This window comes from Prevotella marseillensis (genome assembly GCF_900625065.1).
Lineage (GTDB): Bacteria > Bacteroidota > Bacteroidia > Bacteroidales > Bacteroidaceae > Prevotella > Prevotella rara.
Genome location: NZ_UYXY01000001.1, coordinates 2,717,784 through 2,740,667, shown reverse-complemented (window position 1 = coordinate 2,740,667; position 22,884 = coordinate 2,717,784). Strand labels below are relative to the sequence as shown.

Below are 22,884 nucleotides of genomic sequence, written 5' to 3'. Positions count from 1 at the left end.
CCAGAGGCATCGTTTTCAGTTGCAGAGATTTACTCCTGCCTGATGTTCTTCACGGGGTTTTCGTTGCTCGCCATCCAGCTCTGCACTGCCACGGCAGCCAAGCTGATAAGCATAACGATTACTCCTGCCGCCACAATCCACGGCCACCATACGATGCGGTAGCTGTATTGCTCGATCCATTTCGACATGAAATGAACCACTATCGGCACGGCTATGACAAATGCGATGCCAACGTATAGCATGAACGTGCGTATCAGTCTTACGCGGATCTGGTTGCCTGTAGAGCCGAACACCTTGCGTACGGCAATCTCCCTTGCGCGCTGCTGTATGAAGTATGTCGACATTGCCACAAGTCCGAGCAGCGAGATTATGATGGCAATGAAGGCGAAGAGCGACACGATTTTAGACGTGCGGATGTCTTTTTCAAATATTTCAGCTATTTGGTCGGTTACGAACACCGGTCTGCTGGTGTCCATTTCTTCCCTGAACACTTCTTTATAAACTTTCTTCACTTCGTTTAGTGCGTCTATGGGGTCGCCTTTCACCTTTATCGTTACATACCACGGCCGTTCTATTTGGTCGCTTATAAATATGAAATACGGACTTATCGGCTGCAGAATATTTGTCGTATGAAAATTGTTTATCACTCCTCCGTATCTTACGTCGGCAGGCAGCATGTTGGAGTTTGTACTTTTGTATCTGCGGCTGAGGTGTGTGTCCGTAGGTTTCATGTGCAGCAGTTCCAGGGCCTGGTCGTTAAGATACAGCGTGTTGCCCGATTGTATCTTACTGCCGTTTTTGGGCGTTATGCCGTATATATCCATAAATTCGGGCGTTACGTTGAATATATGTACATATGTCTGAGCCTTGTCTCCTTCGAAGACTATGGATGTGCTGTTTCCGCCGTAGACAGCACATCCCTTGGTGGCTGTAGCCTTTTCGGTACATGGCAGCGCGCGCACTTTGTCAAGAAACACGGTGAGGTCGTTGCCGTTGAACTTCCACGGATCAAATAGGCTTATTATGTTTTCCTTGTTGTATCCTACCGGAGCATTCAGCAGATGCCGCATCTGTATCGACATTATAAGTGCACACGACAGCAGCACTATCGTAATCAGGTTTTCGGTTGTTATGAAGATGCGCGAGAAAATCATCTTTGTGTGCTTTGTCAGCGTACCTCTCACCACCTCAATCGGTTTTACCCTTGACAGCACAGTGGCCGGAATGATGCCTGCCAGCAGGCTTACAGCTACGACAAACAGCACTATTGCGGCTATGGCCCATGGTGTGGCCAGTATTCCTGTGTCTATGTCCTTGCCGATTATGCGGCCTGCGAATCCGGCTGTGGCTGTGGCCATTGCAGCGGCTATAATGCATGAAAAGGCACACATGGTGAGCGACTCGCTGAACATGTTGGTGCTGATGCCTGCCCTGCTGCATCCGAAGAGGCGGCGCGTGGCCATCTCTCTTGCGCGGTAGCCGCACTGCGCCACGGTCAGGTTGATATAGTTCATGATTGAGAACAGCAGAATCACCAGTCCAACGGCAAGCAGGATTCTTACCATGTTAATATTGCCAAACTGCATGACGTTTACCTCCGACGTGTCGTTGAAGTAGAGCTTGTTGAGCGGTGTCAGGAACGGCCGTAGGGGCATTGCCGGCTCATAGGGCCAGAATGTAGGCCAGAACTTTTGTATGTCGGCTTCTTTCTGCATCAGGTCGCAGCCTTCGCGTACCTGCACGAAGCAGGCACAGTTGGTTACGTTTATCTGTCCCGGAAAGTATTTGTCCATGTTTCCTTCACCTTCACGTTCGGCATAAGCAAAGTCAACAAGCGCATCTGTGTTCTTTGATATTATCGTATTGTCGAAGTTTTGCACCACTCCCGTAACCCTGAAGTGCAGCGAGTCGGTGGTCATTATGGTGCGTCCCACTACGTCGTCAGTGCCGAAATACCGGTGCGCAAACTGTTCTGTAACCACAATGTTGCCCTTGTTGCTAAGACAGGTGGCGCGGTCGCCGCGCAGCAGCTTGAAGTCGAACATAGAGAAGAACGTCGAGTCGGTGTTGATAGTGTTCACGTTCAGAACATTGTCGCGGTCTCTGACCTTTATGCTTCCTGTCACCATGCCACATGTGTTTTCTATTTCAGGATAGTGCATGCGCAGGTTCCGCAGCGACGCGTGGTGGCAGCCCATCACCCGGCTGCTGTCATCCATAAACTCAAGTCCTATGTTATATATTCTGTCAGCCTTGCTGTGCTGGCGGTCGATGCTTGTCTCCTGCCATGTGTACAGTCCGATGATGATGACGAATGTCAGGCTTACGGCCAGTCCGAACACGTTCACAGCCGTGTATGTCTTGTTCCTCGAGAGGAACGTGAAATAGCTTTTAAGGTTGAAGTTGCTCATATCCTGTATCTGTTATGTTACACAAATTTTATACTTGTCCGTTCATTTTTCAGAGTTTCCCGGTCATGGCGAAGCCTTTTCTTCACGATGTTCTTTCCGTGACTCTTACTCCTGTCTGATGTTCTTCACGGGGTTTTCGTTGCTCGCCATCCAGCTCTGCACAGCCACGGCAGCCAAGCTGATAAGCATGACGATTACTCCTGCCGCAACAATCCACGGCCACCATACGATGCGGTAGCTGTATTGCTCGATCCATTTCAACATGAAATGCACCACTATCGGCACGGCTATGACAAATGCGATGCCCACGTATAGCATGAACGTGCGTATCAGTCGCAGGCGAATCTGGTTGCCGGTAGAGCCGAACACCTTGCGCACGGCAATCTCTCTTGCGCGCTGCTGTATGAAGTATGTCGACATAGCCACAAGTCCGAGCAGCGAGATTATGATGGCTATGAAGGCGAAGAGCGACACGATCTTGGTTGTGCGCAACTCCTGCTTGAAGCGTGCCTGCACATACTTGTCTACGAACGGCGAAGCGGACTCGTCGATGTCTTCGTGGAACACTTCCTTATATACATCCTTTATCTTGGCGTATGCCTCCACGGGGTCGCCGCTGACGAGTATTGAGATGTTCCATGGATTCTGTATGTTGTTGCATACCTGTACGAGCAGGGGGTGCTGCTCTTCGAGAATGTTGCGTATGCGCAATTCGTTGAGCACGCCGCCGAATTCAGCATTCTTGCGGAAATACCCATACCTTATCTGTTCGTAGCGGCTGCTAAGGTGTCTGTCCGTGGGTTTCATCTGCAATGCCTTCATCGCCATGTCGTTAAGATATACAATGCTGTCGCCTTTGGCGTGCAGGTCGTTTTTCAGCGTAAGGCCGTATATCTTCATCATTTCGGGTGTACCGCTGATGAACTGGAACGACCATTCGCGTTTCTCTCCGTCAAACGTTACGGTGTTGTTGTTGCCGCCGGTAGCCGGAGTTCCGCATGACGGAGCCACTGCCTTGACGAACGGCAACGAGCGCAGACGGTCTTCAAATTCGCCTGAATTCTGGCTGGAGTAGTTGTCAAGATATTCTATGCAGATAATGTTCTCGGTGTTGAAGCCCAGCGGTGCCTTTGTAAGATGCAGCATCTGCATCGACATTATCATGGCGCATGCCAGCATGGTTATGGTTATGATGTTCTGCACCGTTATGAAAACGCGCGAGAATATCATCTTGGTATGCGTGCGGAACGTGCCGCGCACCACCTCGATGGGCTTCACCCGTGACAGTATCGTGGCCGGAAGCACACCTGAGGCGAGGCTCACCAGCAGGATGAAAGCCGCCATGATGCCGACAGTAAGCGGACTTGCAAGCAGACTGAGGTCGAGCTTTGTGTCAAGCAGCTGACTTGCGTATGGCGCACACGCACAGGCCAACGCCACGGCTATGAGCAGAGAGATGACGCACATCACCAACGATTCGGTGAACATGTTTACGCCGACGGTGCCCCTGGTGCAGCCGAAGAGGCGGCGGGTGGCCATTTCGCGTGCCCTGTATCCGCTCTGTGCCACGGTCAGGTTGACGTAGTTCATTATGGAAAATAGAAGTATCGCAATGCCCACGGCGAGCAGTATCTTTACCAATGTAAGATTACCCATCTGCATAAGAAAGGCATCAAGCCCTGAAAAATACAGCTTGTCGAGGCGTGTGATGATTGGGTGGAAGTCTTCCCAGAACGTCTGGAAGTAGGCGTCAACGTCTTTTTGCTTTGCGGCGAAGTCGCAGCCCTCACGCACCTGCACGAACGATGCCGCACCGGTTATGTTGACCATGTGCGGAAAATTTTCGTCCATGTTGGCTAAGTTGGGGGTATATGAGAAGTCGATAACTCCCTGTATGTCCTTGTCTATTATGGTGTTGTCGAAGTCTTTAACCACGCCTGTAACACGGAAATGATTGTTTTCGGCTGTTGTCAGCGTGCGGCCTATTACCGCAGTGTTGCCGAACAGGCGGCGTGCGGCACTCTCCGTCAGCACGATATTGCCCTTTTGTTTGAGGCAGTTTGTGCGATTGCCCTGCAGTAAGGGGAAGTCGAACATCGAGAAGAACGTCGAGTCTGCCTCGAGAACATATAGATTTACAAAGTTGCCGTTATCCTTCAGTTTCAGACTTCCTGCCGTGAAGCCGCACGTCTGTTCTATTTCAGGATACCGTGAGCGCAGGTATCGCAACACGGCGTGGTGGCAGTTGGCTGTTCGCCATGTGTCGTCGTCCATGTTGAGGCCTATGTTGTAAATGCGCTTTGCCTTGCTGTGCTGGCGGTCGATATAGAACTCCTGCCACGTGTACAGTCCGATGATGATGACGAATGTCAGGCTTACGGCCAGTCCGAACACGTTCACAGCCGTGTATGTCTTGTTCCTCGAGAGGAACGTGAAATAGCTTTTAAGGTTAAAGTTGCTCATATTTTATGCTGTTATTATGTTTCATTTTTCGTGCGCCTTGCAGCCCTTTTCTGTGCTGTTTGCCGCATTTGGTTTGTTGGTTTATAACCGATTGATAATCAAAAGGTTATGTGAGGCATTGCAAAAGACCGTCTTTTAGCCTCTGAAAGGTGCCCTTTTACAGCCTGAAAGGCCATGTTTTGCAGTGCGAAAGACCACCTTTTGCATTACAGCCTTCGCGGCTGTTGCCTTGCGGCATGCCTGCCGGTGCGAAATATCTTTATATCTTTTGCCGCCGTTCGGGCGTGATGTCGTCCTTTTCATGCCGCCGTCTTATGGTGCCGTAGGGGTGTGGCGCTACTATTCGAGCACGAGTATTTCGTTGTTCTTATAGCCCTCATATCCGCTCACTATCACCTGCTCGCCCGGTTCGAGGCCCTCAAGCACCTCATAATATTGCGGATTCTGCCGCCCTATGCGTATCTTGCGCCTGTATGCCTTGCGGCCGTCCTTGTCTAGAACGAATATCCACGAGCCTCCCGTCACGCTGTAAAACGTGCCTTTGGGTATGATTATTGCCTTTTTCGACTCGCCAAGTTGCAGGTCGACATAGTAGGTCTGTCCCGTGCGTATGTTCTTCGGGCGCGAGCCGCTGAAGGTGAAGTCTATCTTGAAGCGGCCTTCGCGCACCTCCGGATACACCTTGCGCACGGTCAGGCGATATGTCTTGCCGTTCTGCTCGAACGTGGCCGACAGTCCGGCATGCACGCGGTCGATGTAGTGCTCGTCCACCTGCGCCTCCACCTTGTAGTCGCTCAGGTCGTTGATGACGCCTATTTTCTGTCCCGGCGATATGCTCTGGCCCAGTTCTACGTCCAGCAGGCCAATCTCGCCGTCTATTGTAGAGCGCACGTTGAGCCTTGCTTTGCGCTCGCGCACCAGCTCCACGTTCTTGCGCATCGACGCCAGGTCTGAAGCCATCTGCTCCACCTGCGAGCGGTTAAGCTCGTTGGTCTTCTTGAGCCGCTGCCTTATCAGCTTCTCCTTCTGCACAGCCAGCTCATATTCCTCCTTAGCCTTCAGATAGTCTTCTCGTGAGTTAAGTTCCTCCTTCTGCAGCGCCGCCTGGTGGTTGTATGCCCTGCGCTTTGTCTTTACGTCCATGCTCAGCTGCAGCGCCTCGTTGCTGTTGTTCAGCTGGTCCTGCTCCATCGACAGGCGCGTGCTGCGCAGCATGTTCTGCTTCTCAGCCAGTTCGCTCTCTGCGTTGAGTATCTCGAGGTCGAGGTTAGAGTTGTTGAGGCGTATTATCACGTCGCCCTTGCTGACGTGGGTGCCTTCCTCCTTCACCTTTTCGAGCACCACGCCGCCTTCTTCCGACGATATCTGCACCACCTGTATTGGCACCACGCTGCCGTCTACGCTCACGTAGTCGTCAAACTGCGCCTTGCTTACCTTGCCTATGCTGAGGCCGCGGCGGTCGACACGCAGCGTCGACGTGAAGTTCATCGTGGCGAGCCATATCAGCAGCACTATTATAAGTGCGCCTCCGCCGGCCCACAGCCAGTATTTTTTTGGAATCCAGTATTTCTTCTGTTTCAGTTTAATGTCCATAGCGGTTCGTTGTTTATGTAGTATCTTACGAGTTTCTGCCTTATGGCGAGCAGCATTCTCAGCTGCAGCAGCGTTATGCTGCTTTCGAGATAAGTCTGTGCCGCCTCGTGTATGTCGAACGTAGAGAGCATGCCTTCCTCATATTTGCGGTAAGACAGGCGGTAGGCCAGCGAGTCGGCAGCCACCTTTTTCTCCATCTGTCTCACTTCCTTCTGGTAGCCCTCATAGTCGGTTACGGCCTGCAGGGCGGCGTCGTTCAGCTTGCGCCTTGCGTCCTGTGCGTCGAGCATGGCGAGCTGATAGTCGGCCTTGGCGCGCTTTACCGAGCTCCATGTGGAAGGAGAGAAGATGGGGATAGACAGTGTCAGGTAGACATACTCGCCCAGGTTGTTGCGAAACTGCGACCTGAACGGCAGTCTGTCCTGATGTTGAGAGAGATTTATGTAGTAGTTGGTTGATACGCCGGCACCCAGCGACAGCTGCGGCAGCAGGTCGGCACGTCTTATTTTCCATTCGAGCCTTGCCTTCTCGACGTTGGCTTCTGCCATTATTATGTCGGGCTTGCCGCTCAGCGCCATGCTGTCCACCGTGAGACTTGAGGGCATCTGCGACGTAAGCGCAGCCATCGAGCAGTCGGGGCTGAGCGAGTCGGCGGCAGGATAGTTCATAGCCGTCTTCAGGGCAATAAGGGCGGTGCGTGCCAGATTCTTCTGGTGCAGCAGGTTGTAGTCGTCCTCAGCCACCTGACTCTCCATCTGCACCACGTCCGGCCGGCTCTTCTCGCCCAGTTCGTACAGTCTGCGCGTCTTTGCCAGCAGAGCCTTCGAGTCGGCAAGCTTTCTGTCGGTAAGTTCTATCGACTTGATGGCATACACGGCGTCGACAAACTTCTGCATCACGTCTATGGCCTTGTCGTCCTTAGCCTTCTGCAGCGCCGTGGCAGCCGTATTCTTGGTTATGCGGGCCTTGCGGAACGCGTTCCATGTGTGCCCCCAGTCAACCACAGGCAGCGACGCACTTATCTGATAGCCGTTGTTGAATGTAGTAACGTTGTTATATGTGTTGGTCTCCGGGTCGATGTTTCGTCCCCAGTTGTACTGTCCGCTCACCTGGGCCGAGACGCTTGGCAGGAAGTCGAGCAGCGAGGTACGGTATTCCGTCAGGGCCTGTTTCTGCTCGATACGCTCGCGTCCCACTTCGGTAGCATGCTCAATGGCATAACTGACGCAGCGGTCGAGCGACCATTCCTGTTGCGCGCCGGCAGCCCCAGGGGCGGCAAGTGCGAGAGTAATTATGGCAATTTTCATATTCATACACCATTATCATTGCCAAAACCGTGCCAAAATACCTATGTTGCAGTATATCAGGCAGATACTGCAAATCCGTGTTTTTGTGAGTGTCCAAAAATTAGACACTGGCGTATAAAAATTAGACAACAGGCACGGTTGAGGCTGAAAAATGGCTTTATGCAGGCTGTCTTGCAGCTTTAAGCTGTGCAGCGAGCCGTTTGGCTGTGCGTGTGATGGGGCATGAAGGTGGCATATAGTAATATTATTTGTGAATATCTGAAAATTTAGTGTCCAAAAACTTTACACACTCTTGCTTTTGTCGGTTATACAACCTATCTTTGCATTGAAATGAAACAGGGAACAATACTTATTGTAGACGACAACCGCAACATCCTGACCACTGTGAAGATGCTGCTCGAGAACACCTTTGAGCATATTGTCGCCATAGCCAATCCGAACAATATTCCGGCGCACTTGCGTGAGGACAAGCCCGACGTGGTGCTGCTCGATATGAACTTTCAGAGCGGAATAAACAGCGGCAACGAAGGACTTTACTGGCTCGGACAAATCAAGAAGATGCGTCCGCAGGCCAAGGTGGTGCTGTTTACGGCGTATGCCGACATCGAACTGGCCGTGAGCGGGATTAAGGCGGGCGCCACTGACTTCATCGTAAAGCCGTTTGACAACGACAAGCTGATAGCCACGCTGAAGGAGGCGTGCTGCAAGTCGGCCGGCGGCTCTGATGCCGGCAGCGGCGAGAGCGGCATGTACTGGGGCGTGGCTCCGTGCATGCAGGAACTCAGACTTATGGTAACTAAGGTGGCAGCGACCGACGCCAACATACTGATAACCGGCGAGAATGGCACGGGCAAGGAGGTGCTGACCAACGAGATTCACCGTCTGTCGCACCGTAGCGGCAAGAGTCTGATGACGATAGACATGGGAGCCGTGAGCGAGACGCTGTTTGAGAGCGAGCTGTTCGGCCATGTCAAAGGGGCATTCACCGACGCCAAGGCAGACAAGGCAGGCAAGTTTGAACTGGCTGAAGGCGGCACGCTGTTTCTCGACGAGATAGGCAACCTGAGCTACGCATTGCAGGCAAAGCTGCTGACGGCCCTGCAGCGCCGCAGCATTGTGCGCGTGGGCGGCAGTGTGCCTATACCTATCGACGTCAGACTGATATGCGCCACAAACCGCGACCTCAGCGATATGGTGACTAAGGGCGAGTTTCGCGAAGACTTGCTCTACCGCATCAACACGATACATCTGCATCTGCCCTCGCTCCGTGAGCGCAGAGAAGACATTCCGGCGCTGGCACGCCTCTTCCTCAACAGGTACGCGGCAATGTATAACAAGCCCGCAATGGAGCTTACGCCGGCTGCCGAACAGAAGATAAAGGATATGCCGTGGTATGGCAACATCCGCGAACTGCAGCACGCAATAGAGAAGGCCGTGATATTGAGCGACGGCAGGGAGATAGGCGAGCAGGACATAAGCGGCAGCGCGTCTGTTGCGGAGAAGCCTATGGAAGGCGTGCAGACAATAGGCGAGATGGAGAGCCGGCTGATAGAAAAGACAATACGCGAGTGTGACGGCAACCTGTCGCAGGTGGCGTCGAGGCTTGGCGTGTCGCGCCAGACATTGTATAACAAAATAAAGAAGTATGGACTTTGATATTGCTCTTCTGCTCCTGTTTGCCGTCGTTGCGGCCGCAGGCTGCCTGTATTTCTGGCGGCGCTACAGGTCGACCGTCAGAAAGGTAACCTTCCTTTTCAACGCTATCGACAACGGCGACTATAGCTTCCGCTTTGCCGAGGGCGACAAGGCGGCAGGCGACAGAGTGCTGAACAGGTCGCTGAACCGGGTGAAGGACATACTGATGCATGCGCGCGACGAGCAGATGGAGCGAGAGAAATACTTTGAACTTATACTTGATTCTGTCGACACGGGCATTATCGTGGTTGAGGAAGGCCGTGGGGTGGTGCTGCGCTACAACCGTGCCGCACAGAAACTTCTGCAGCGTGAGGTGATAACGCACGTTGACCAGATAAAGGAGACGATGAAAAACTTCTCGTCGCGCGAGACCAACACATTCTTGAAAGGGCGCCGTGTGAGGATTGTTGCCTTCAGCGACATCAAGGGCGAGCTTGCCAATCAGGAAATCGACTCGTGGGTTAAGCTAATACGTGTGCTTACTCACGAAATCATGAATACCGTAACGCCTATTGTGTCGCTCAGTGATACGCTGCTGCGCCATTCGGAAGGCGAACAGCATGAAGGACTTTCGGTAATCAACCGCACAGGCAAGGAATTGGTCAGGTTTGTTGAGAACTACCGCCGATTTACCCATGTTCCTGCGCCGCAGCCTACGCTCTTTTACGTTAAGCCGTTTCTTGAGCGGATGGCGAGTCTTGCCAGACAGTATCTTAAAGACGGCTGCACTGTTGAGGCCGACGTGCTTCCGGGCGATCTTATTGTATATGCCGATGAGGGACTTATAAGCAGGGTGGTGTCTAATCTGCTGAAAAATGCCGCCGAGGCAGTATCTGCCGGTGGACATATATGGATGAAGGCTTACACCGGCGAGAACGACACCGTGGTGATAGACGTAATAGATGACGGACCGATGATACCCGACGATGTGGCCTCTCACATATTTGTGCCTTTCTTCACGACAAAGAAAGAAGGCAGCGGCATAGGGCTTTCTATATCCAGGCAGATTATGCGTGTGAGCAACGGCTTTATCTCTCTTGTTACCGACAGGGCTAACCGACTGACTATCTTCAGGCTTATCTTCAACTAATTTCTGTTTTGTACCGGTGTGACGAGTTTAACAAGGCAACACGTCACGCTGTATGTGTCTATCATTCAGTTTATTAAAGACAGATGTGACGAGTGATGAGCTTATTCAGAAACTTTTATTGTATATACTTACAGGCAGGATTCCTGATCTACTCTCCATGTCTTTGTGTATATGTAACAAGGCATAAAAAAAGCTGCCCCAAAATGTTTGAGACAGCTTTTTGTTTATTGTTTTGCTTTAAGGATTATTCAGCACGGAGTGTGAAACGCTTGAAAGCAACAACTGTGAGCTCCTTGTCGGCAGCCTGCAGATACTGAGCAACAGTCTGCTTGCTGTCCTGGATGAACTCCTGGTTGAGCAGGCAAGAATCCTTGTAGAACTTAGCCATACGGCCCTTAGCGATGTTCTGAACCATCTGCTCGGGCATGTTGGCAGCCTTCTGCTCAGCTGTTTCTTTCTTTATCTTGCGTATCTCTTCAGCCTGAGCCTCTGTGATGTTGCCTTTAGCAATACCCTCAGCGATGTGCTCCTCGTTCTCAGCGATGTAGAGATTGAAGCCAGCCTTCTTCAGGGCAGCCTCTACAGCCTTGTTGATCTGCTCCTCTTTTGTCTTCTCGATAGCAACAGTCAGCTCAGTGTCTTTAACTTCCTGAGGAACGCTTGCCTCGTCGAGAGCAACAGGGTTCATAGCTGCTACCTGCATAGCAACAGCGTGAGCCTGCTCTTCAGCCGGCTTGTTAGTCTGAACCATTGTGCAGAGCAAGTGCTTGTTCATGTGGTCATAAACAGACACGTTGTCGCCTTCGAGATAGAGATATCCGTCAAGTTCGGTCTTCTCGCCTGTGATACCAGAGCGTGCGATAACCTCGTCCTGAACAGTGCTTCCGTTCAGAGGCAGAGCCTTAACTTCGTCAAGAGTCTTAGCCTTGGCAGCAACGGCAGCATCAAGAATGCTCTGTGTCAGAGCGATGAAGTCTTTACCGTTAGCAACGAAGTCGGTCTCGCACTTCAGGGCTATCATGGCAGAGAAACCATTGTCAGCTTTAACGAGTACACAGCCGTTAGATGTCTCGCGGTCGCTACGTTTAGCAGCGATAGCCTGACCCTTCTCACGGATGATTTGTACTGCCTTGTCAAAGTCGCCTTCAGCGTCTGTGAGGGCTTTTTTGCAATCTGCAAGACCGGCACCGGTCATCTTGCGGATTTTCTGTATATCAGCTATTGATACAGCCATAATTCGTATTTTCTATTTTAAGTTAGTTAAAATCAGATATTAAGCCTCAGCGGGAGCCTCTTCAGCTGTTTCTTCAGCCTTAGCAGCCTCTTCCTCTTTAGCAGGAGCATCCTTGCGAGCCTTGCGTGCGCGCTTCGGTTTGTCCTCTATAGCGTTAGCCTCAGCCTGCTCTTTTGCAGCTTTCTCGTCAGCCTTCTCTACCTTGCGCTCCTCAAGACCCTCTGCGATAGCAGCGCAGCAAGCGTTCAGGATAACCTCAACGCTGTCTTTTGCGTCGTCGTTAGCAGGAATCATGAAGTCAACATCCTTAGGATCAGAGTTGGTGTCAACGATTGCAAATACAGGAATACCCAGGCGGTTAGCCTCTTTAACTGCGATAGCCTCTTTCATAACGTCGATAACGAACAGAGCTGAAGGCAGACGAGTCAGGTCAGCAATAGAGCCGAGGTTCTTCTCGAGCTTAGCGCGCTGACGTGTGATCTGCAGAATCTCACGCTTAGAGAGATTTGAGTAAGTTCCGTCGTTCATCAGTTTGTCGATGTTGGCCATCTTCTTAACAGCCTTGCGGATTGTCGGGAAGTTGGTGAGCATACCGCCCGGCCAGCGCTCGATAACGTAAGGCATGTTTACAGACGCAGCCTTCTCAGCTACAACGTCCTTTGTCTGTTTTTTAGTAGCAACGAACAGGATTTTCTTTCCTGACTTGGCAATCTGCTTCAGTGCGTCTGCAGCCTCGTCAATCTTGGCTACAGTCTTGTGAAGGTCGATGATGTGGATGCCGTTGCGCTCCATGAAGATATAAGGAGCCATTGCGGGGTTCCACTTACGTTTCAGGTGGCCAAAGTGGCAGCCAGCCTGCAATAACATATCAAAATTTGTTCTTGACATTTTCTTTTCTTTTTAATTGTTTTGTTTACTTTCTTTTTAGTTTTGTTAGAACCAACCGACAGGTAACCGCTCTGCGGCATTAGCACCGCGGCATGGCCATGAGCGCTTTCCGATTATCGCCGTTGTGGCGGGTCTTATCGGTTTAGATGCTAAACAGTGTTCAGTCGGCAGACTTGGGGCTTCGCCGTACACAAGGTAAATAAAGCCTTGTGACGACGCTTCCACAGGCATGCCTTTATCTTTAGGAACAGTTTCCGCCAGATATTAACGCTTACTGAACTGGAAGCGACGGCGAGCCTTCGGACGACCCGGTTTCTTACGCTCAACGGCACGTGCGTCACGAGTAAGGAATCCGTGATCTTTCAGATTCTTCTTGTCTTCCTCGTTGATCTTAACGAGTGCGCGTGCAATGGCGAGGCGCAGAGCCTGGCTCTGACCTGTGAAACCACCACCATCGAGGTTCACCTTTATATCATATTTCTCAGCTACGTCAAGGAGCTGCAGAGGCTGCTTAACAACATACTGCAGAATAGCTGATGGGAAATATTCTGTAATGTCTTTCTTGTTTATTGTAATTTTGCCTGTACCTTCGCTTACGTAAACACGTGCCACGGCACTTTTACGGCGACCTATTGCATTAACTACTTCCATTATTGCTTAATTATTTATACTGGTTAATATCAATTGCTTTTGGCTGCTGAGCCTGCATATCGTGCTCTGTGCCATCGAATATATAAAGATTGTTCAAGATATGACGTCCGAGACGGCCTTTGGGCAGCATGCCTTTAACTGCGTGACGGATGATCTTGTCTGCACCGTCCTTGCGCTTGCGCAACTCGGCAGGAGTGTTGAAACGCTGTCCGCCAGGATAACCAGTATAACGGGTGTACACCTTGTCGGTTTCTTTCTTGCCAGTGAATACCACCTTAGCGGCATTGATGATGATAACATTGTCACCACAGTCTACGTGAGGAGTGAAGTTAGGTTTGTACTTTCCACGCAGAATCTTGGCAACCTTAGAGCAAAGACGGCCAACTACCTGGTCTGTGGCGTCGATAACAACCCACTCTTTCTTTGCTGTTTCCTTATTTGCGGAAATAGTTTTGTAACTTAAAGTGTTCATTTTTAATTTTAAAATTACTACTAAAAAACGTTTTTAAATTCATTATTGCTTGAACGGCGATTCACTAACCGTCGCACTCGGCCAAAAGTACGACTATTAACACTCCGTTCCGGGGTTCTAAGAGTTATCCCCTTAATAATCGGACTGCAAAGGTACATATTTTTATTATAACTCGTTCGCAGGGAAGGGCGCTGAATGTGTTGTATTATATTTAATTAACTTAGTTTAACTACCGGCGGGCGTCGTATAGCGTAAAACCTGATGCCTTTTCAGCAGAATAAATGCGGCTCGGCCAAGCAAAAAGTAAAAAAAACTATGTTTTTTATTTTGCTTTGCTCTCACCTTTCATTATCTTTTCATAAGATAAGATGCGGCTCGGCTAAGCAAAAAGTAAAAAAACTATGTTTTTTATTTTGCTTTGCTCTCACCTTTCATTATCTTTGCCGACAGAAAGATAATCAGATTGTGGCGGCAGAATGTGCAGCTTTGGGCTTAGGCGTTGTTTACATGCTGAATATGTAAGCGGCCCTGATGGTGCTGCGGCACTTGAAGCTTCTGCCGGATATCCAAATTTTTAAGACTATTTGTTATGCAGGCAATAATCCTTGCGGCCGGACTTGGGCGCAGACTTGGCGAATACACCAAGAACAACACTAAATGTATGGTAGAGGTCAACGGCGTGAAACTGATTGACCGTATGCTCGGACAGCTTGCGCGTCTTGACTTGCGGCGCGTGGTTATCGTTGTGGGATATAAGGGCAGTGAACTAAAGGCCCATATAGGCAACAGGTACGACGGCAGGCTCAACATAGAGTATGTGGAGAATCCTATATATAACAAGACAAACAATATTTATTCGCTTTCGCTGGCCAAGGAGCAGCTGCAGCAGGACGATACGCTGCTTATAGAGTCCGACCTTATTTTCTCCGACCGCATGCTGCCCATGATATTGAACGATCCGCATCCCAACCTTGCACTTGTGGCTAAATATGAGTCGTGGATGGACGGAACGATGGTAAGGATAGACAAGGAGCGCAATATCGTGAACTTTGTCCCGAAGAAGGCTTTCAGGTTTGAGGATGTCGATGATTACTATAAAACGGTAAACATCTATAAGTTCAGCCGTGAGTTTTCGTGCCGTCAGTATGTTCCTTTCCTCGATGCTTACTGCAAGGCCTTGGGCAACAACGAATATTATGAGCAGGTGCTGCGCGTGATAACGCTGCTCGACAATTCTAACCTTAAGGCGCTTCCTGTTGGAAACGAGAAATGGTATGAGATTGACGACGTGCAGGACCTTGACATTGCCGAGACGCTCTTTGCCGAGGACGAGGAGATGATGCGCCGCTATAACTACCGCTACGGCGGTCATTGGCGCTTCCCGAAGATGCTCGACTTCTGCTATCTTGTCAACCCTTACTTCCCGCCCGAGCAGCTCACCGAGGAGATGAAGGCCAACTTTGACACGCTCATGCGCGAATATCCGTCGGGCATGTATGTCAACTCGCTGCTGGCCGGCAAGTATTTCGGCATCAGGCAGCAGTTTGTCGTTGTGGGCAACGGTGCGGCAGAGCTTATCAAGAGCCTCATGGAGCAGTCGGAAGGACTTACGGGCGTGGTGTTCCCTACGTTTGAGGAATATCCCCACCGCCTCAGTAAGGACGACATCGTGGCGTTTTATCCCGACAACAATGACCTGTCTTATACCGCCGACGACCTTATGCGTTTCTTCGAAGGCAGCGGCATAAAGAGTCTTCTGCTTATCAATCCCGACAATCCTTCAGGCAACTTCATTCCGGCAGACGATGTCCTGCGCCTTAGCCGCTGGTGCGCCGGGCAGGGCATAAGGCTCGTTGTTGACGAGTCGTTTGTCGACTTCAGCGATGACTTTGAGCATAACACGTTGCTGCGCAACTCAACGCTCGAGGACAATCCCCGCCTTGTTGTCATCAAGAGCATCTCCAAGTCATACGGTGTGCCGGGTCTTCGCCTTGGCATAATGGCGTCGGCCGACGAGCAGCTTATCAGCCGTGTGAAGAAGGATGTAAGCATCTGGAACATCAATTCGTTTGCCGAGTTCTACATGCAGATATTCAACAAATATCAGGCCGACTACACCCAAGCCTGCCATAAGTTTATTAGCGAACGGGCACGTTTCATGAAGCGCTTGCAGACAGTGTCTTACATGCGTGTGCTGCCGTCGCAGGCCAACTATTTCTGCTGTGAGGTGCTTGGCAAGTTCACGTCGCACGAACTGGCAAAGAAGCTCCTGGCGCAGTTTAATATAATGATAAAAGACTGCAACACTAAAACCTTCCTTGAGGGCAAGAACTTTGTCAGGATATCAGTGAGAGACACGGCCGACAACGACAGGCTTGTGGATGCACTGCTGGCTTTAGACAAACAATAACACAACAATACGCACGACATGAAAATATGTATCTGCGGAGGTGGAAACCTCGGACATGTAACAGCCGGATTTATTGCCGCAGCCGGCACTGATGAAGTGAGAATACTTACGCGCCGCCCGGCTCAGTGGGGCGAAACTTTGCTTGTCGACACTCCTGACCGTGGCACGCTCGAGGGCCGTCTGGCCTGCGTGTCGGCAGATGCCGCCGAGGTGGTGCCCGGTGCCGACATCGTTCTGCTCTGCCTTCCCGGCTTTTCGATAGAGTCTACGCTCAGCGAAATATGTCCGCATCTCTCTGCCTCCACGGTTGTGGGCAGCATAGTGTCGAGCACGGGCTTTTATTTCCATGCCAGGCGCCTGCTGCCTTCCGGCACACCTCTTTTCGGCTTTCAGCGCGTGCCCTTCATAGCCCGCACCTCGGAGTATGGCCACAGGGCGTCGCTCCTTGGGTATAAAAAGTCGCTGAGCATGGGCACGGACAACGTGGAGCATCCCGAACAGCTGCGTAGCGACATAGAGCGCCTCATGGCCACTCCTGTAACTCTTCTTGACAATATGTATGAGGTGAGTCTCACCAACAGCAATCCGCTGCTCCATCCCTCGCGTCTTTACAGCATGTGGAAAGACTGGAAGCCGGGTGATGTCTACAGCCGCAACAGCATGTTCTATGAGGAATGGACCGAAGAGGCGGCAGCCATTTATATCGCCATGGACAACGAGCTTAGCCTGCTGCTCCGTGTGCTTCCCGTTTCGCCCGGATGCATTCCCGGCGTGCTCGAATATTACGAGAGCACCGACGCTGCCTCTCTTGCGGCAAAGCTGCGCTCCATAGAAGCCTTCAAGGGCATACCGTCGCCAATGAAGAAGGTCGACGGGGGCTATGTTCCCGATTTCTCGAGCAGATATTTCACCGAGGACTTTCCTTACGGACTTGCCATAATACGCAATCTGGCAAAAGAAAAACATATACCTTGTCCGGTTATTGACAAGGTTTACGAGTGGGGAATGAGCAAGATTTCATGACTAGGTGTCAGTTGTGACAATACAAGAAAAGCCGGACAATGACCATTGCCCGGCTTTTCTTTTCTATTGTGTCTAAATCGTTTTTTCTTTTTCTTGATGCTATTCGCCGTCTTTCGGCTCGTTGCCGTCGGTCCAGTAAGCCTCGAAGCTGTGGGTTACGCGCTGGTCCACGGGCGGCAGCTTCATATAGTCGCCGTATGTGCGGCTCAGATAGTCTTTATATCCTGCCATGGTCTTATACATTTTTCCCTCAAACTCAATGTCAACGTCGCCCTCTATGTCCTTTGCCGGCATGCATCCCTTTACCGACGGGCCGGCTTCGGTCATGTTGGCTACGGTGTTTGTAGGCTCCCGTCTTACCACCATGCGCTCAATCATGCCGTTTAGCATGCCCACGGTTACGGGCAGCATCTTGTAGCAATAGTAGGCCAGTGCCGACTTCAGATAGTTTCTCTTTGAAATTTTGCATCGCCTTATCTTATACAGCAGCCGCTTGCGCTTGAATATGCGCTGCCTTTCGGCCTCGTTGTCGCTGACGTAGTCTACGGGGAATATGTCTACGTAAACGCCAATCTGGTATCCTTCTGTTTCTGTCTCAACGAGCAGCGTGCGTGTGTCTACCACCTTTGCGAATGTGTAGAAGTAGTTTTTCTCCTTCTTCGGGTCGAGCACGCGGTAGCGTCCGCCAGCGTCAGTATAGAGCTTTACAAATCTGTCGTAGTCTTTTCTCGGCATATACAGGTCGAGGTCGTCGTCCCATGGTATGTATCCCTTGTGGCGCACGGCTCCTATAAGAGTGCCGCACGACAGAAAATACATTATGCCGTTGGCTGTGCAGAATCTGTGTATGTCGTCGAGTATGCCCGTCTGCACCTTGCGCAGTTCGGCTATGTCGGTAATTCGTTTCATATCTTTTCCGCGTAAATCAGTTTGATGCAAAGGTAATGCTTTTTTATGTTTTTGCCGCATGGCTTTGTAAAAAGTAGCTTAACATGGGCCGTCCTGCCGGGCGTTATGTGCCTGTTGGTGCAGGCGTTGAGGCCTGCATGGCGTCATCAGGTCAGCCGTACACCTTCTCGTAGCTTGTCTGCATCTGTCTTACGCCGAATTTTGCGGCGGCAAAGTCGCGGGCGATGCGGCCTAACTTGTCTTTGTCTTCCTTTGCCACAATGTTGTTGAATATGTGCATGTAGGCATCGATGCTGTTGCCGCTCACCTTCAGCGGCCAGTCGTCGGGCAGGGTGTCGCGCAGTCCGGGACAGCTGTTGGCTATCACGGGCAGTGCCTCCATGCTTGCCTCAAGCGACATTATGCTCAGACCTTCAAACACCGACGGCATGAGCAGATAGTCGAACGATGACAGATATGCCGGCAGTCCGTGTATAGGGCCGCGCAGACTTACGTTTGGCAGTCCGCCGAGCTTGCTTTGTACAAAGGCGTGCATGCTGCCGTCGCCCACCACGTGGAAGAAGAAACGGCCGTCGCCGCTCAGTCTGCTGATAATCTCCACGAGCACGTCGATGCCTTTCTGTGGTTCGAGCCGTCCGGCAAACAGGATGTTCTTCTTGCCTTCAACAATTCCGTCAAACGGTTTCTGCGTTGACGGAGCCACACCATTATATATAATAGGTGCAGTTTGGTGATATTCTGCCGTGTAGTTGTCGCGCACGGCTACAGATATGGCTATGTTTGAGTTGTTGCGTATAAAGAATTTTTCCACCTTCATCCCGGTCTTTTTCAGTCCTGTCCACAGCTGTGTGTTGTGTATTGTGCGCACCACCTTGCAGCCTCTGAGCAGCGTCGGGAACATCTTGAAGAACGAATATACGGCAAGGTCGGGCATCTCGGTGTGGCTGTGTATCACGGCAGGGCGGTATCTCAGAAACAGAAAGATAAACCACAGCGGAAAGGTAACTGCGGCGAGACGCTCAAACAGATAATGAAAATGCACCTCTGGCACCAGCCCCCGGTGATATTTTATCCCCGCGTCTTCGAGTTCCTTTATAAACACCTTGGTGAACGCCGAGTGTGCGCGTATCAGTTCCACCACGTGATATTCAAAGCCTTCAGTCTGCGACTTGGCAATGTTCACGGCCACTCTCTCGGCTCCGCCCACATCGAAATGCGACACTATATGAAAAACTCGTTTCTTCTTATTCTGCATATCTGTTTATGGCAAAGTTGTTATATCTGCAAAAATACGAAGAATAATTGAGAATGGAGAATTGAGAATGGAGAAATGAAGTTCGGCGCAAGCCAATTAAGATTTGAGGATTTACATTATAGCTTGTCCGACGGATACTGTGTTATGTTATATGCAGCAAAGCTAATGTGCCGGCTGATTTGCAATTGTCGTGCAAGTGAGAGCAGAAGCAAATTATATTTGGTTATGCCGAGCGCAGCCGACAATCAATAAAATTAATCTATTGTGCCGACGGATATGTATCAACAACGCTAATGTTCCGGCTGATTTGTAATCTGCCGGAATTAAGTATAAGGATTTTTTCAATCCGCTTGCTTCCTATTTTTTTTATTAATAGGTATGAATTTCGGATCAAAGATCCTTATATTTTTTGCTGTCGGATAGCATATCCGACAGAACATTACTCTTGTTGTTTCTCGATGCTGTCGAATTTTTCGCTGCGCTCAACAACACGTGCATATCCGCCAGAACAATAGCCTTGTTGCTTCTCTACAATTCTTATATTCATTGTGCCGACGGATATGTAGCAACAAAGCTAATGTGCCGGCTGATTTGATAGCCCGTAGGGCTACACTTTTGTAACCGGGTGTGGCGAAGCTTTGCGAAGCCACGCCCGGTTGTTCTGCTAAGATAAGCATGCACCCGAAGAGGTGCTACTTTTAACCATGTTTTCTAAGTGAGTGTTTTTTTTAAAAGTATCACCACTTCGGGTGATTTCCTCTGTTTCTGCATCCGTGGGTGTGCCACCCACGGTTACATAAGTGTAGCCCTTCGGGCATCTCTTACCAAATGTGCCGGTTGATTTGTAGACCGCCAGAACATTAGCTTTGTTGTTTCTCTACAATTTTGCCACACAGCTTTTTATAGCTTGTCCGACGGATAAGCCACGCCCCATTCTTTGCGCAGGCTGTCGAGCAGCTCCATAATGCGTAAGGTTTCTGCGTGCGGCATGTCTTCAGGCTCAATCACGCCTTTGCGTATGGCTTCCATGGCGGCATGCACTTCATATTCATAGCCTGTGATTTGTGGCGGACAGGTGTATATGCCTGTCTGCTTGTGGTTAGTGTCGTAGACAGTTACCGTGTGCGGATTGTTGATGTTGTCGATAACCATATAGCCTTTATCGCCCGACACCACTCCCATGCGGTCGTTGGCACAGCGTGCCGTGGTCTGCATCACGGCCATCTCTCCTTCGGGATAGATAAAGGTCATACTGTTCTGCAGGTCAACTCCCAGCTCGTTTTTGCTGCAGCATGACATTATGCGCTCAGGCGAATTTCCAAACAGCATGAAGGCAAGGTTGATGGGGTAGACGCCCAGGTCGAGCAGGGCGCCGCCGCACAGTTCCGGTTTCTTGATGCGTTCTTTGTGCTCTATCGGATAGCCAAGGTTGGCTGTCAGCATATACGGGCGGCCTATCAGCTCGCCGCTGTGCGCCATCTTTACTATTTCTTTAGAGAACGGCATGTAGCGTGTCCAGATGGCTTCAGCGAGGAACACTTTGCGCTCACGGGCCAGCGCCACCAGCTCTTCAGCCTGTGCCTTGTTGGCTGTAAATGTCTTTTCGCACAGCACGGCCTTGCCGTTCAGCAGGCACTGGCGCGCCTGCTCATAATGATGCGAATGTGGTGTGGCAATATAAATCAGGTCAACCTTCTCATCCTGTATCAGTTCGTCGTAAGAGCCATAAGCCTTTTCTGCGCCCCATTTGTCTTGAAACTCCCTGGCCTTTTCAATGCTGCGCGATGCTATGGCATAAAGATGTGCTTCCGGCATACGCCCTACAGTTTCGGCCATTGATGCCGCAATGCTGCCGGCGCCGATAATGCCTACACGAAATATTTGTTCCATATATATACTTGTCTTAAAGTGATGTTGATTAATCGTAAATGCTTGTAATTTAGATGATTGTCGAAAATTTGCCGTGTCCTTATAATGATAAAGAATAAAGAACTGCGAACAACAGTCGCTCTGATTACCGAAAGCAAAGTTATACAATTATTTTGTATTACAGATAGTTTGACTGTTCCGATTTATCAATTCAACAGGTTTTTGATGTAATGGCAATGTAAAATTTACGAGCTTAATAGTGAATTGTAGAGGTGAAAATAAGAAAATGTTTTGAATTTAGAAGTGATGTGATTATTGTCTTTGACGAATGTAATGACCTGATGGAGTTTATTGCGTAGAATGTTTATCTGAAAAAAAATGATACGAAAATTAATATCAAAAAATTTGCAGATGATATTAATTTTCGTATCTTTGCATTGTGGTTGCTTTTATATCACATAATTTAATTGTTTAATTCCTTATTTTTAAAGAAAGGAGGCTCTGGTGAAATATAGTGAACTAGAAAGACAGTTAAAAAAGGCCGGTTGTAAACTGGTTGATGCCGATGGCAGACATCCGACATGGTATAGTCCGAAAACAGGAAAATATTTTCAGACAAGCCATCATAAATCAGAAGAAGTGAAACCTGGTACTTTGAAAAGTATCAAGAGGGATGCGGGGATAAACTAATCTCCAGCATTTAAAGACATATTATATTTTTTATTTATACTTGATAAATCAATTACCAAGATTAAGGATATTATTATGGTACGTAAAAAAATCAACGTTGTTATAGAACGGGGAGTCGACGGCACCTATTCTGCTTTCATTGCTGATAATAACTGCAAGTTCGGTTGTATAGGAGAAGGTAAAAACGTTGAAGAAACCAAAACAGATTTTTTGGCTGCCGTTGACGATATGAAAGAAGTGTATCGAAAGAATGGAAAAGAATTTCCTGACGTAGAGTTTAATTTTACTTATGATGTGGCATCTTTTCTTAATTACTATGCCTATGCTTTCTCCTTGGCAGGTTTGGCGCGTATTACAGGAGTAAATCAAGGACAACTGAGCCACTATGTCACAGGAAGACGTAAACCTTCAAAGACAACAATTGAAAAGATTGAAAGATCTTTGCACGATTTTGCTGTTGAGATTGCTGATATTAAGTTTGTGTAAACATATGAGATAATAAAGATAAAGGAGCTGTCTGAATTATTCACTCTTCCGTGCCGACGGAAATATATCAACAAAGCTAATGTTCCGGCTGATTTGCAATTGTCGTGCAAGCGAGAGCAGAAGCAAATTATATTTGGTTATGCCGAGCGCAGCCTACAATCAATAAAATTAATCTGCCGGAATATAGTATAAGGGTTTTGTGTTTCGGATCAAAGATCCTTCAATAAATTGATATTGTTTGGTAATTTTATTATATTTGCACTGCGTAAAAATACGCATTCCACTGCGTAAAATGTAAACCGATGTATAAAAGAGCTGAATATCAAATAATTAAGAACAGAGCGAGGTGGTAAAAAAGGAATGGGACGACGATACATTCCATGACCGCGTCTCGGATCACAGATCCTGATACTTTATGCTGTCGGATAGCATATCCGC

General features: G+C 49.6%; 17 protein-coding genes. 6 read left to right on the top strand and 11 right to left on the bottom strand.

Features of this window, described 5'->3' with window-relative positions; all coding sequences use genetic code 11:
* Positions 1-29: 29 nt before the first annotated feature.
* From EJL04_RS11085 to EJL04_RS11070, 4 genes are all read right to left on the bottom strand, one after another.
* Positions 30-2,411, bottom strand: coding sequence for an ABC transporter permease (locus EJL04_RS11085; RefSeq protein WP_125104965.1), 2,382 nt, complete (start codon positions 2,409-2,411; stop codon positions 30-32).
* 105 nt (positions 2,412-2,516) lie between these two features.
* Positions 2,517-4,874 (bottom strand): ABC transporter permease, encoded by a 2,358-nt coding sequence (locus EJL04_RS11080; protein WP_125104964.1) that lies wholly within the window; start codon positions 4,872-4,874, stop codon positions 2,517-2,519.
* Between the two features lie 339 nt (positions 4,875-5,213).
* The gene (locus tag EJL04_RS11075; protein ID WP_053398880.1) at positions 5,214-6,467 is read right to left on the bottom strand and encodes an efflux RND transporter periplasmic adaptor subunit; all 1,254 of its coding nucleotides are present in this window, start codon (positions 6,465-6,467) and stop codon (positions 5,214-5,216) included.
* A complete protein-coding gene (locus EJL04_RS11070) occupies positions 6,452-7,774 on the bottom strand; it encodes a TolC family protein (RefSeq protein WP_021855737.1) in 1,323 nt (440 codons plus the stop codon). Before EJL04_RS11070 ends, EJL04_RS11075 begins: the two co-directional genes overlap by 16 nt.
* Positions 7,775-8,104: 330 nt before the next feature.
* On the opposite strand from EJL04_RS11070, the gene EJL04_RS11065 reads away from it, so the two are divergent.
* Both EJL04_RS11065 and EJL04_RS11060 read left to right on the top strand, forming a co-directional pair.
* Complete coding sequence (locus tag EJL04_RS11065; RefSeq protein ID WP_125104962.1) at positions 8,105-9,430, top strand: sigma-54-dependent transcriptional regulator; 1,326 nt, start codon at positions 8,105-8,107, stop codon at positions 9,428-9,430.
* On the top strand, positions 9,420-10,559 hold the full coding sequence (locus EJL04_RS11060; protein WP_125104961.1) for a sensor histidine kinase: 1,140 nt from the start codon (positions 9,420-9,422) through the stop codon (positions 10,557-10,559). The genes EJL04_RS11065 and EJL04_RS11060 overlap by 11 nt, the downstream gene beginning before the upstream one ends.
* A gap of 244 nt (positions 10,560-10,803) precedes the next feature.
* Here EJL04_RS11060 and tsf read toward each other — a convergent pair whose 3' ends face one another.
* The 4 genes from tsf to rplM all read right to left on the bottom strand — a co-directional run bounded on the left by tsf (position 10,804) and on the right by rplM (position 13,804).
* The gene (gene tsf, locus EJL04_RS11055; RefSeq protein ID WP_021855734.1) at positions 10,804-11,793 is read right to left on the bottom strand and encodes a translation elongation factor Ts; all 990 of its coding nucleotides are present in this window, start codon (positions 11,791-11,793) and stop codon (positions 10,804-10,806) included.
* A 39-nt stretch (positions 11,794-11,832) separates the two neighbouring features.
* Positions 11,833-12,681, bottom strand: coding sequence for a 30S ribosomal protein S2 (gene rpsB, locus EJL04_RS11050; protein ID WP_021855733.1), 849 nt, complete (start codon positions 12,679-12,681; stop codon positions 11,833-11,835).
* A 264-nt stretch (positions 12,682-12,945) separates the two neighbouring features.
* Complete coding sequence (gene rpsI / locus EJL04_RS11045) at positions 12,946-13,332, bottom strand: 30S ribosomal protein S9 (protein ID WP_021855732.1); 387 nt, start codon at positions 13,330-13,332, stop codon at positions 12,946-12,948.
* Positions 13,333-13,342: 10 nt separating this feature from the next.
* Positions 13,343-13,804, bottom strand: coding sequence for a 50S ribosomal protein L13 (rplM, locus tag EJL04_RS11040; protein ID WP_021855731.1), 462 nt, complete (start codon positions 13,802-13,804; stop codon positions 13,343-13,345).
* 589 nt (positions 13,805-14,393) lie between these two features.
* Here rplM and EJL04_RS11035 point away from each other — a divergent pair.
* Both EJL04_RS11035 and EJL04_RS11030 read left to right on the top strand, forming a co-directional pair.
* Complete coding sequence (locus EJL04_RS11035; RefSeq protein ID WP_021855730.1) at positions 14,394-16,214, top strand: aminotransferase class I/II-fold pyridoxal phosphate-dependent enzyme; 1,821 nt, start codon at positions 14,394-14,396, stop codon at positions 16,212-16,214.
* 18 nt (positions 16,215-16,232) lie between these two features.
* A complete protein-coding gene (locus tag EJL04_RS11030) occupies positions 16,233-17,237 on the top strand; it encodes an NAD/NADP octopine/nopaline dehydrogenase family protein (protein ID WP_021855729.1) in 1,005 nt (334 codons plus the stop codon).
* A gap of 99 nt (positions 17,238-17,336) precedes the next feature.
* On the opposite strand, the gene EJL04_RS11025 is transcribed toward EJL04_RS11030, so the two are convergent.
* The 3 genes from EJL04_RS11025 to EJL04_RS11015 all read right to left on the bottom strand — a co-directional run bounded on the left by EJL04_RS11025 (position 17,337) and on the right by EJL04_RS11015 (position 21,291).
* Positions 17,337-18,146 carry a LicD family protein gene (locus tag EJL04_RS11025; protein WP_164511754.1) on the bottom strand — a complete coding sequence of 270 codons (810 nt, stop codon included), beginning with the start codon at positions 18,144-18,146 and terminating at the stop codon, positions 17,337-17,339.
* Positions 18,147-18,297: 151 nt separating this feature from the next.
* Positions 18,298-19,401 (bottom strand): glycosyltransferase, encoded by a 1,104-nt coding sequence (locus EJL04_RS11020; protein WP_125104959.1) that lies wholly within the window; start codon positions 19,399-19,401, stop codon positions 18,298-18,300.
* A gap of 900 nt (positions 19,402-20,301) precedes the next feature.
* On the bottom strand, positions 20,302-21,291 hold the full coding sequence (locus tag EJL04_RS11015; RefSeq protein WP_053399284.1) for a Gfo/Idh/MocA family protein: 990 nt from the start codon (positions 21,289-21,291) through the stop codon (positions 20,302-20,304).
* A 483-nt stretch (positions 21,292-21,774) separates the two neighbouring features.
* Here EJL04_RS11015 and EJL04_RS11010 point away from each other — a divergent pair, with 483 nt between their 5' ends.
* On the top strand, positions 21,775-21,960 hold the full coding sequence (locus EJL04_RS11010; protein WP_125104958.1) for a type II toxin-antitoxin system HicA family toxin: 186 nt from the start codon (positions 21,775-21,777) through the stop codon (positions 21,958-21,960).
* 75 nt (positions 21,961-22,035) lie between these two features.
* Positions 22,036-22,446, top strand: a complete 411-nt coding sequence (locus EJL04_RS11005) for a type II toxin-antitoxin system HicB family antitoxin (RefSeq protein WP_125104957.1) — start codon at positions 22,036-22,038, stop codon at positions 22,444-22,446.
* The last annotated feature ends 438 nt before the right edge of the window (positions 22,447-22,884 follow it).

Excerpts from the sequence above, each read along its gene's own strand:
- EJL04_RS11085 (WP_125104965.1), bottom strand. The coding sequence starts at position 2,411 with ATGAGCAACTTCAACCTTAAAAGCTATTTCACGTTCCTCTCGAGGAAC.
- EJL04_RS11080 (WP_125104964.1), bottom strand. The coding sequence starts at position 4,874 with ATGAGCAACTTTAACCTTAAAAGCTATTTCACGTTCCTCTCGAGGAAC.
- EJL04_RS11075 (WP_053398880.1), bottom strand. The coding sequence starts at position 6,467 with ATGGACATTAAACTGAAACAGAAGAAATACTGGATTCCAAAAAAATAC.
- EJL04_RS11070 (WP_021855737.1), bottom strand. The coding sequence starts at position 7,774 with ATGAAAATTGCCATAATTACTCTCGCACTTGCCGCCCCTGGGGCTGCC.
- EJL04_RS11065 (WP_125104962.1), top strand. The coding sequence starts at position 8,105 with ATGAAACAGGGAACAATACTTATTGTAGACGACAACCGCAACATCCTG.
- EJL04_RS11060 (WP_125104961.1), top strand. The coding sequence starts at position 9,420 with ATGGACTTTGATATTGCTCTTCTGCTCCTGTTTGCCGTCGTTGCGGCC.
- tsf (WP_021855734.1), bottom strand. The coding sequence starts at position 11,793 with ATGGCTGTATCAATAGCTGATATACAGAAAATCCGCAAGATGACCGGT.
- rpsB (WP_021855733.1), bottom strand. The coding sequence starts at position 12,681 with ATGTCAAGAACAAATTTTGATATGTTATTGCAGGCTGGCTGCCACTTT.
- rpsI (WP_021855732.1), bottom strand. The coding sequence starts at position 13,332 with ATGGAAGTAGTTAATGCAATAGGTCGCCGTAAAAGTGCCGTGGCACGT.
- rplM (WP_021855731.1), bottom strand. The coding sequence starts at position 13,804 with ATGAACACTTTAAGTTACAAAACTATTTCCGCAAATAAGGAAACAGCA.
- EJL04_RS11035 (WP_021855730.1), top strand. The coding sequence starts at position 14,394 with ATGCAGGCAATAATCCTTGCGGCCGGACTTGGGCGCAGACTTGGCGAA.
- EJL04_RS11030 (WP_021855729.1), top strand. The coding sequence starts at position 16,233 with ATGAAAATATGTATCTGCGGAGGTGGAAACCTCGGACATGTAACAGCC.
- EJL04_RS11025 (WP_164511754.1), bottom strand. The coding sequence starts at position 18,146 with ATGAAACGAATTACCGACATAGCCGAACTGCGCAAGGTGCAGACGGGC.
- EJL04_RS11020 (WP_125104959.1), bottom strand. The coding sequence starts at position 19,401 with ATGCAGAATAAGAAGAAACGAGTTTTTCATATAGTGTCGCATTTCGAT.
- EJL04_RS11015 (WP_053399284.1), bottom strand. The coding sequence starts at position 21,291 with ATGGAACAAATATTTCGTGTAGGCATTATCGGCGCCGGCAGCATTGCG.
- EJL04_RS11005 (WP_125104957.1), top strand. The coding sequence starts at position 22,036 with ATGGTACGTAAAAAAATCAACGTTGTTATAGAACGGGGAGTCGACGGC.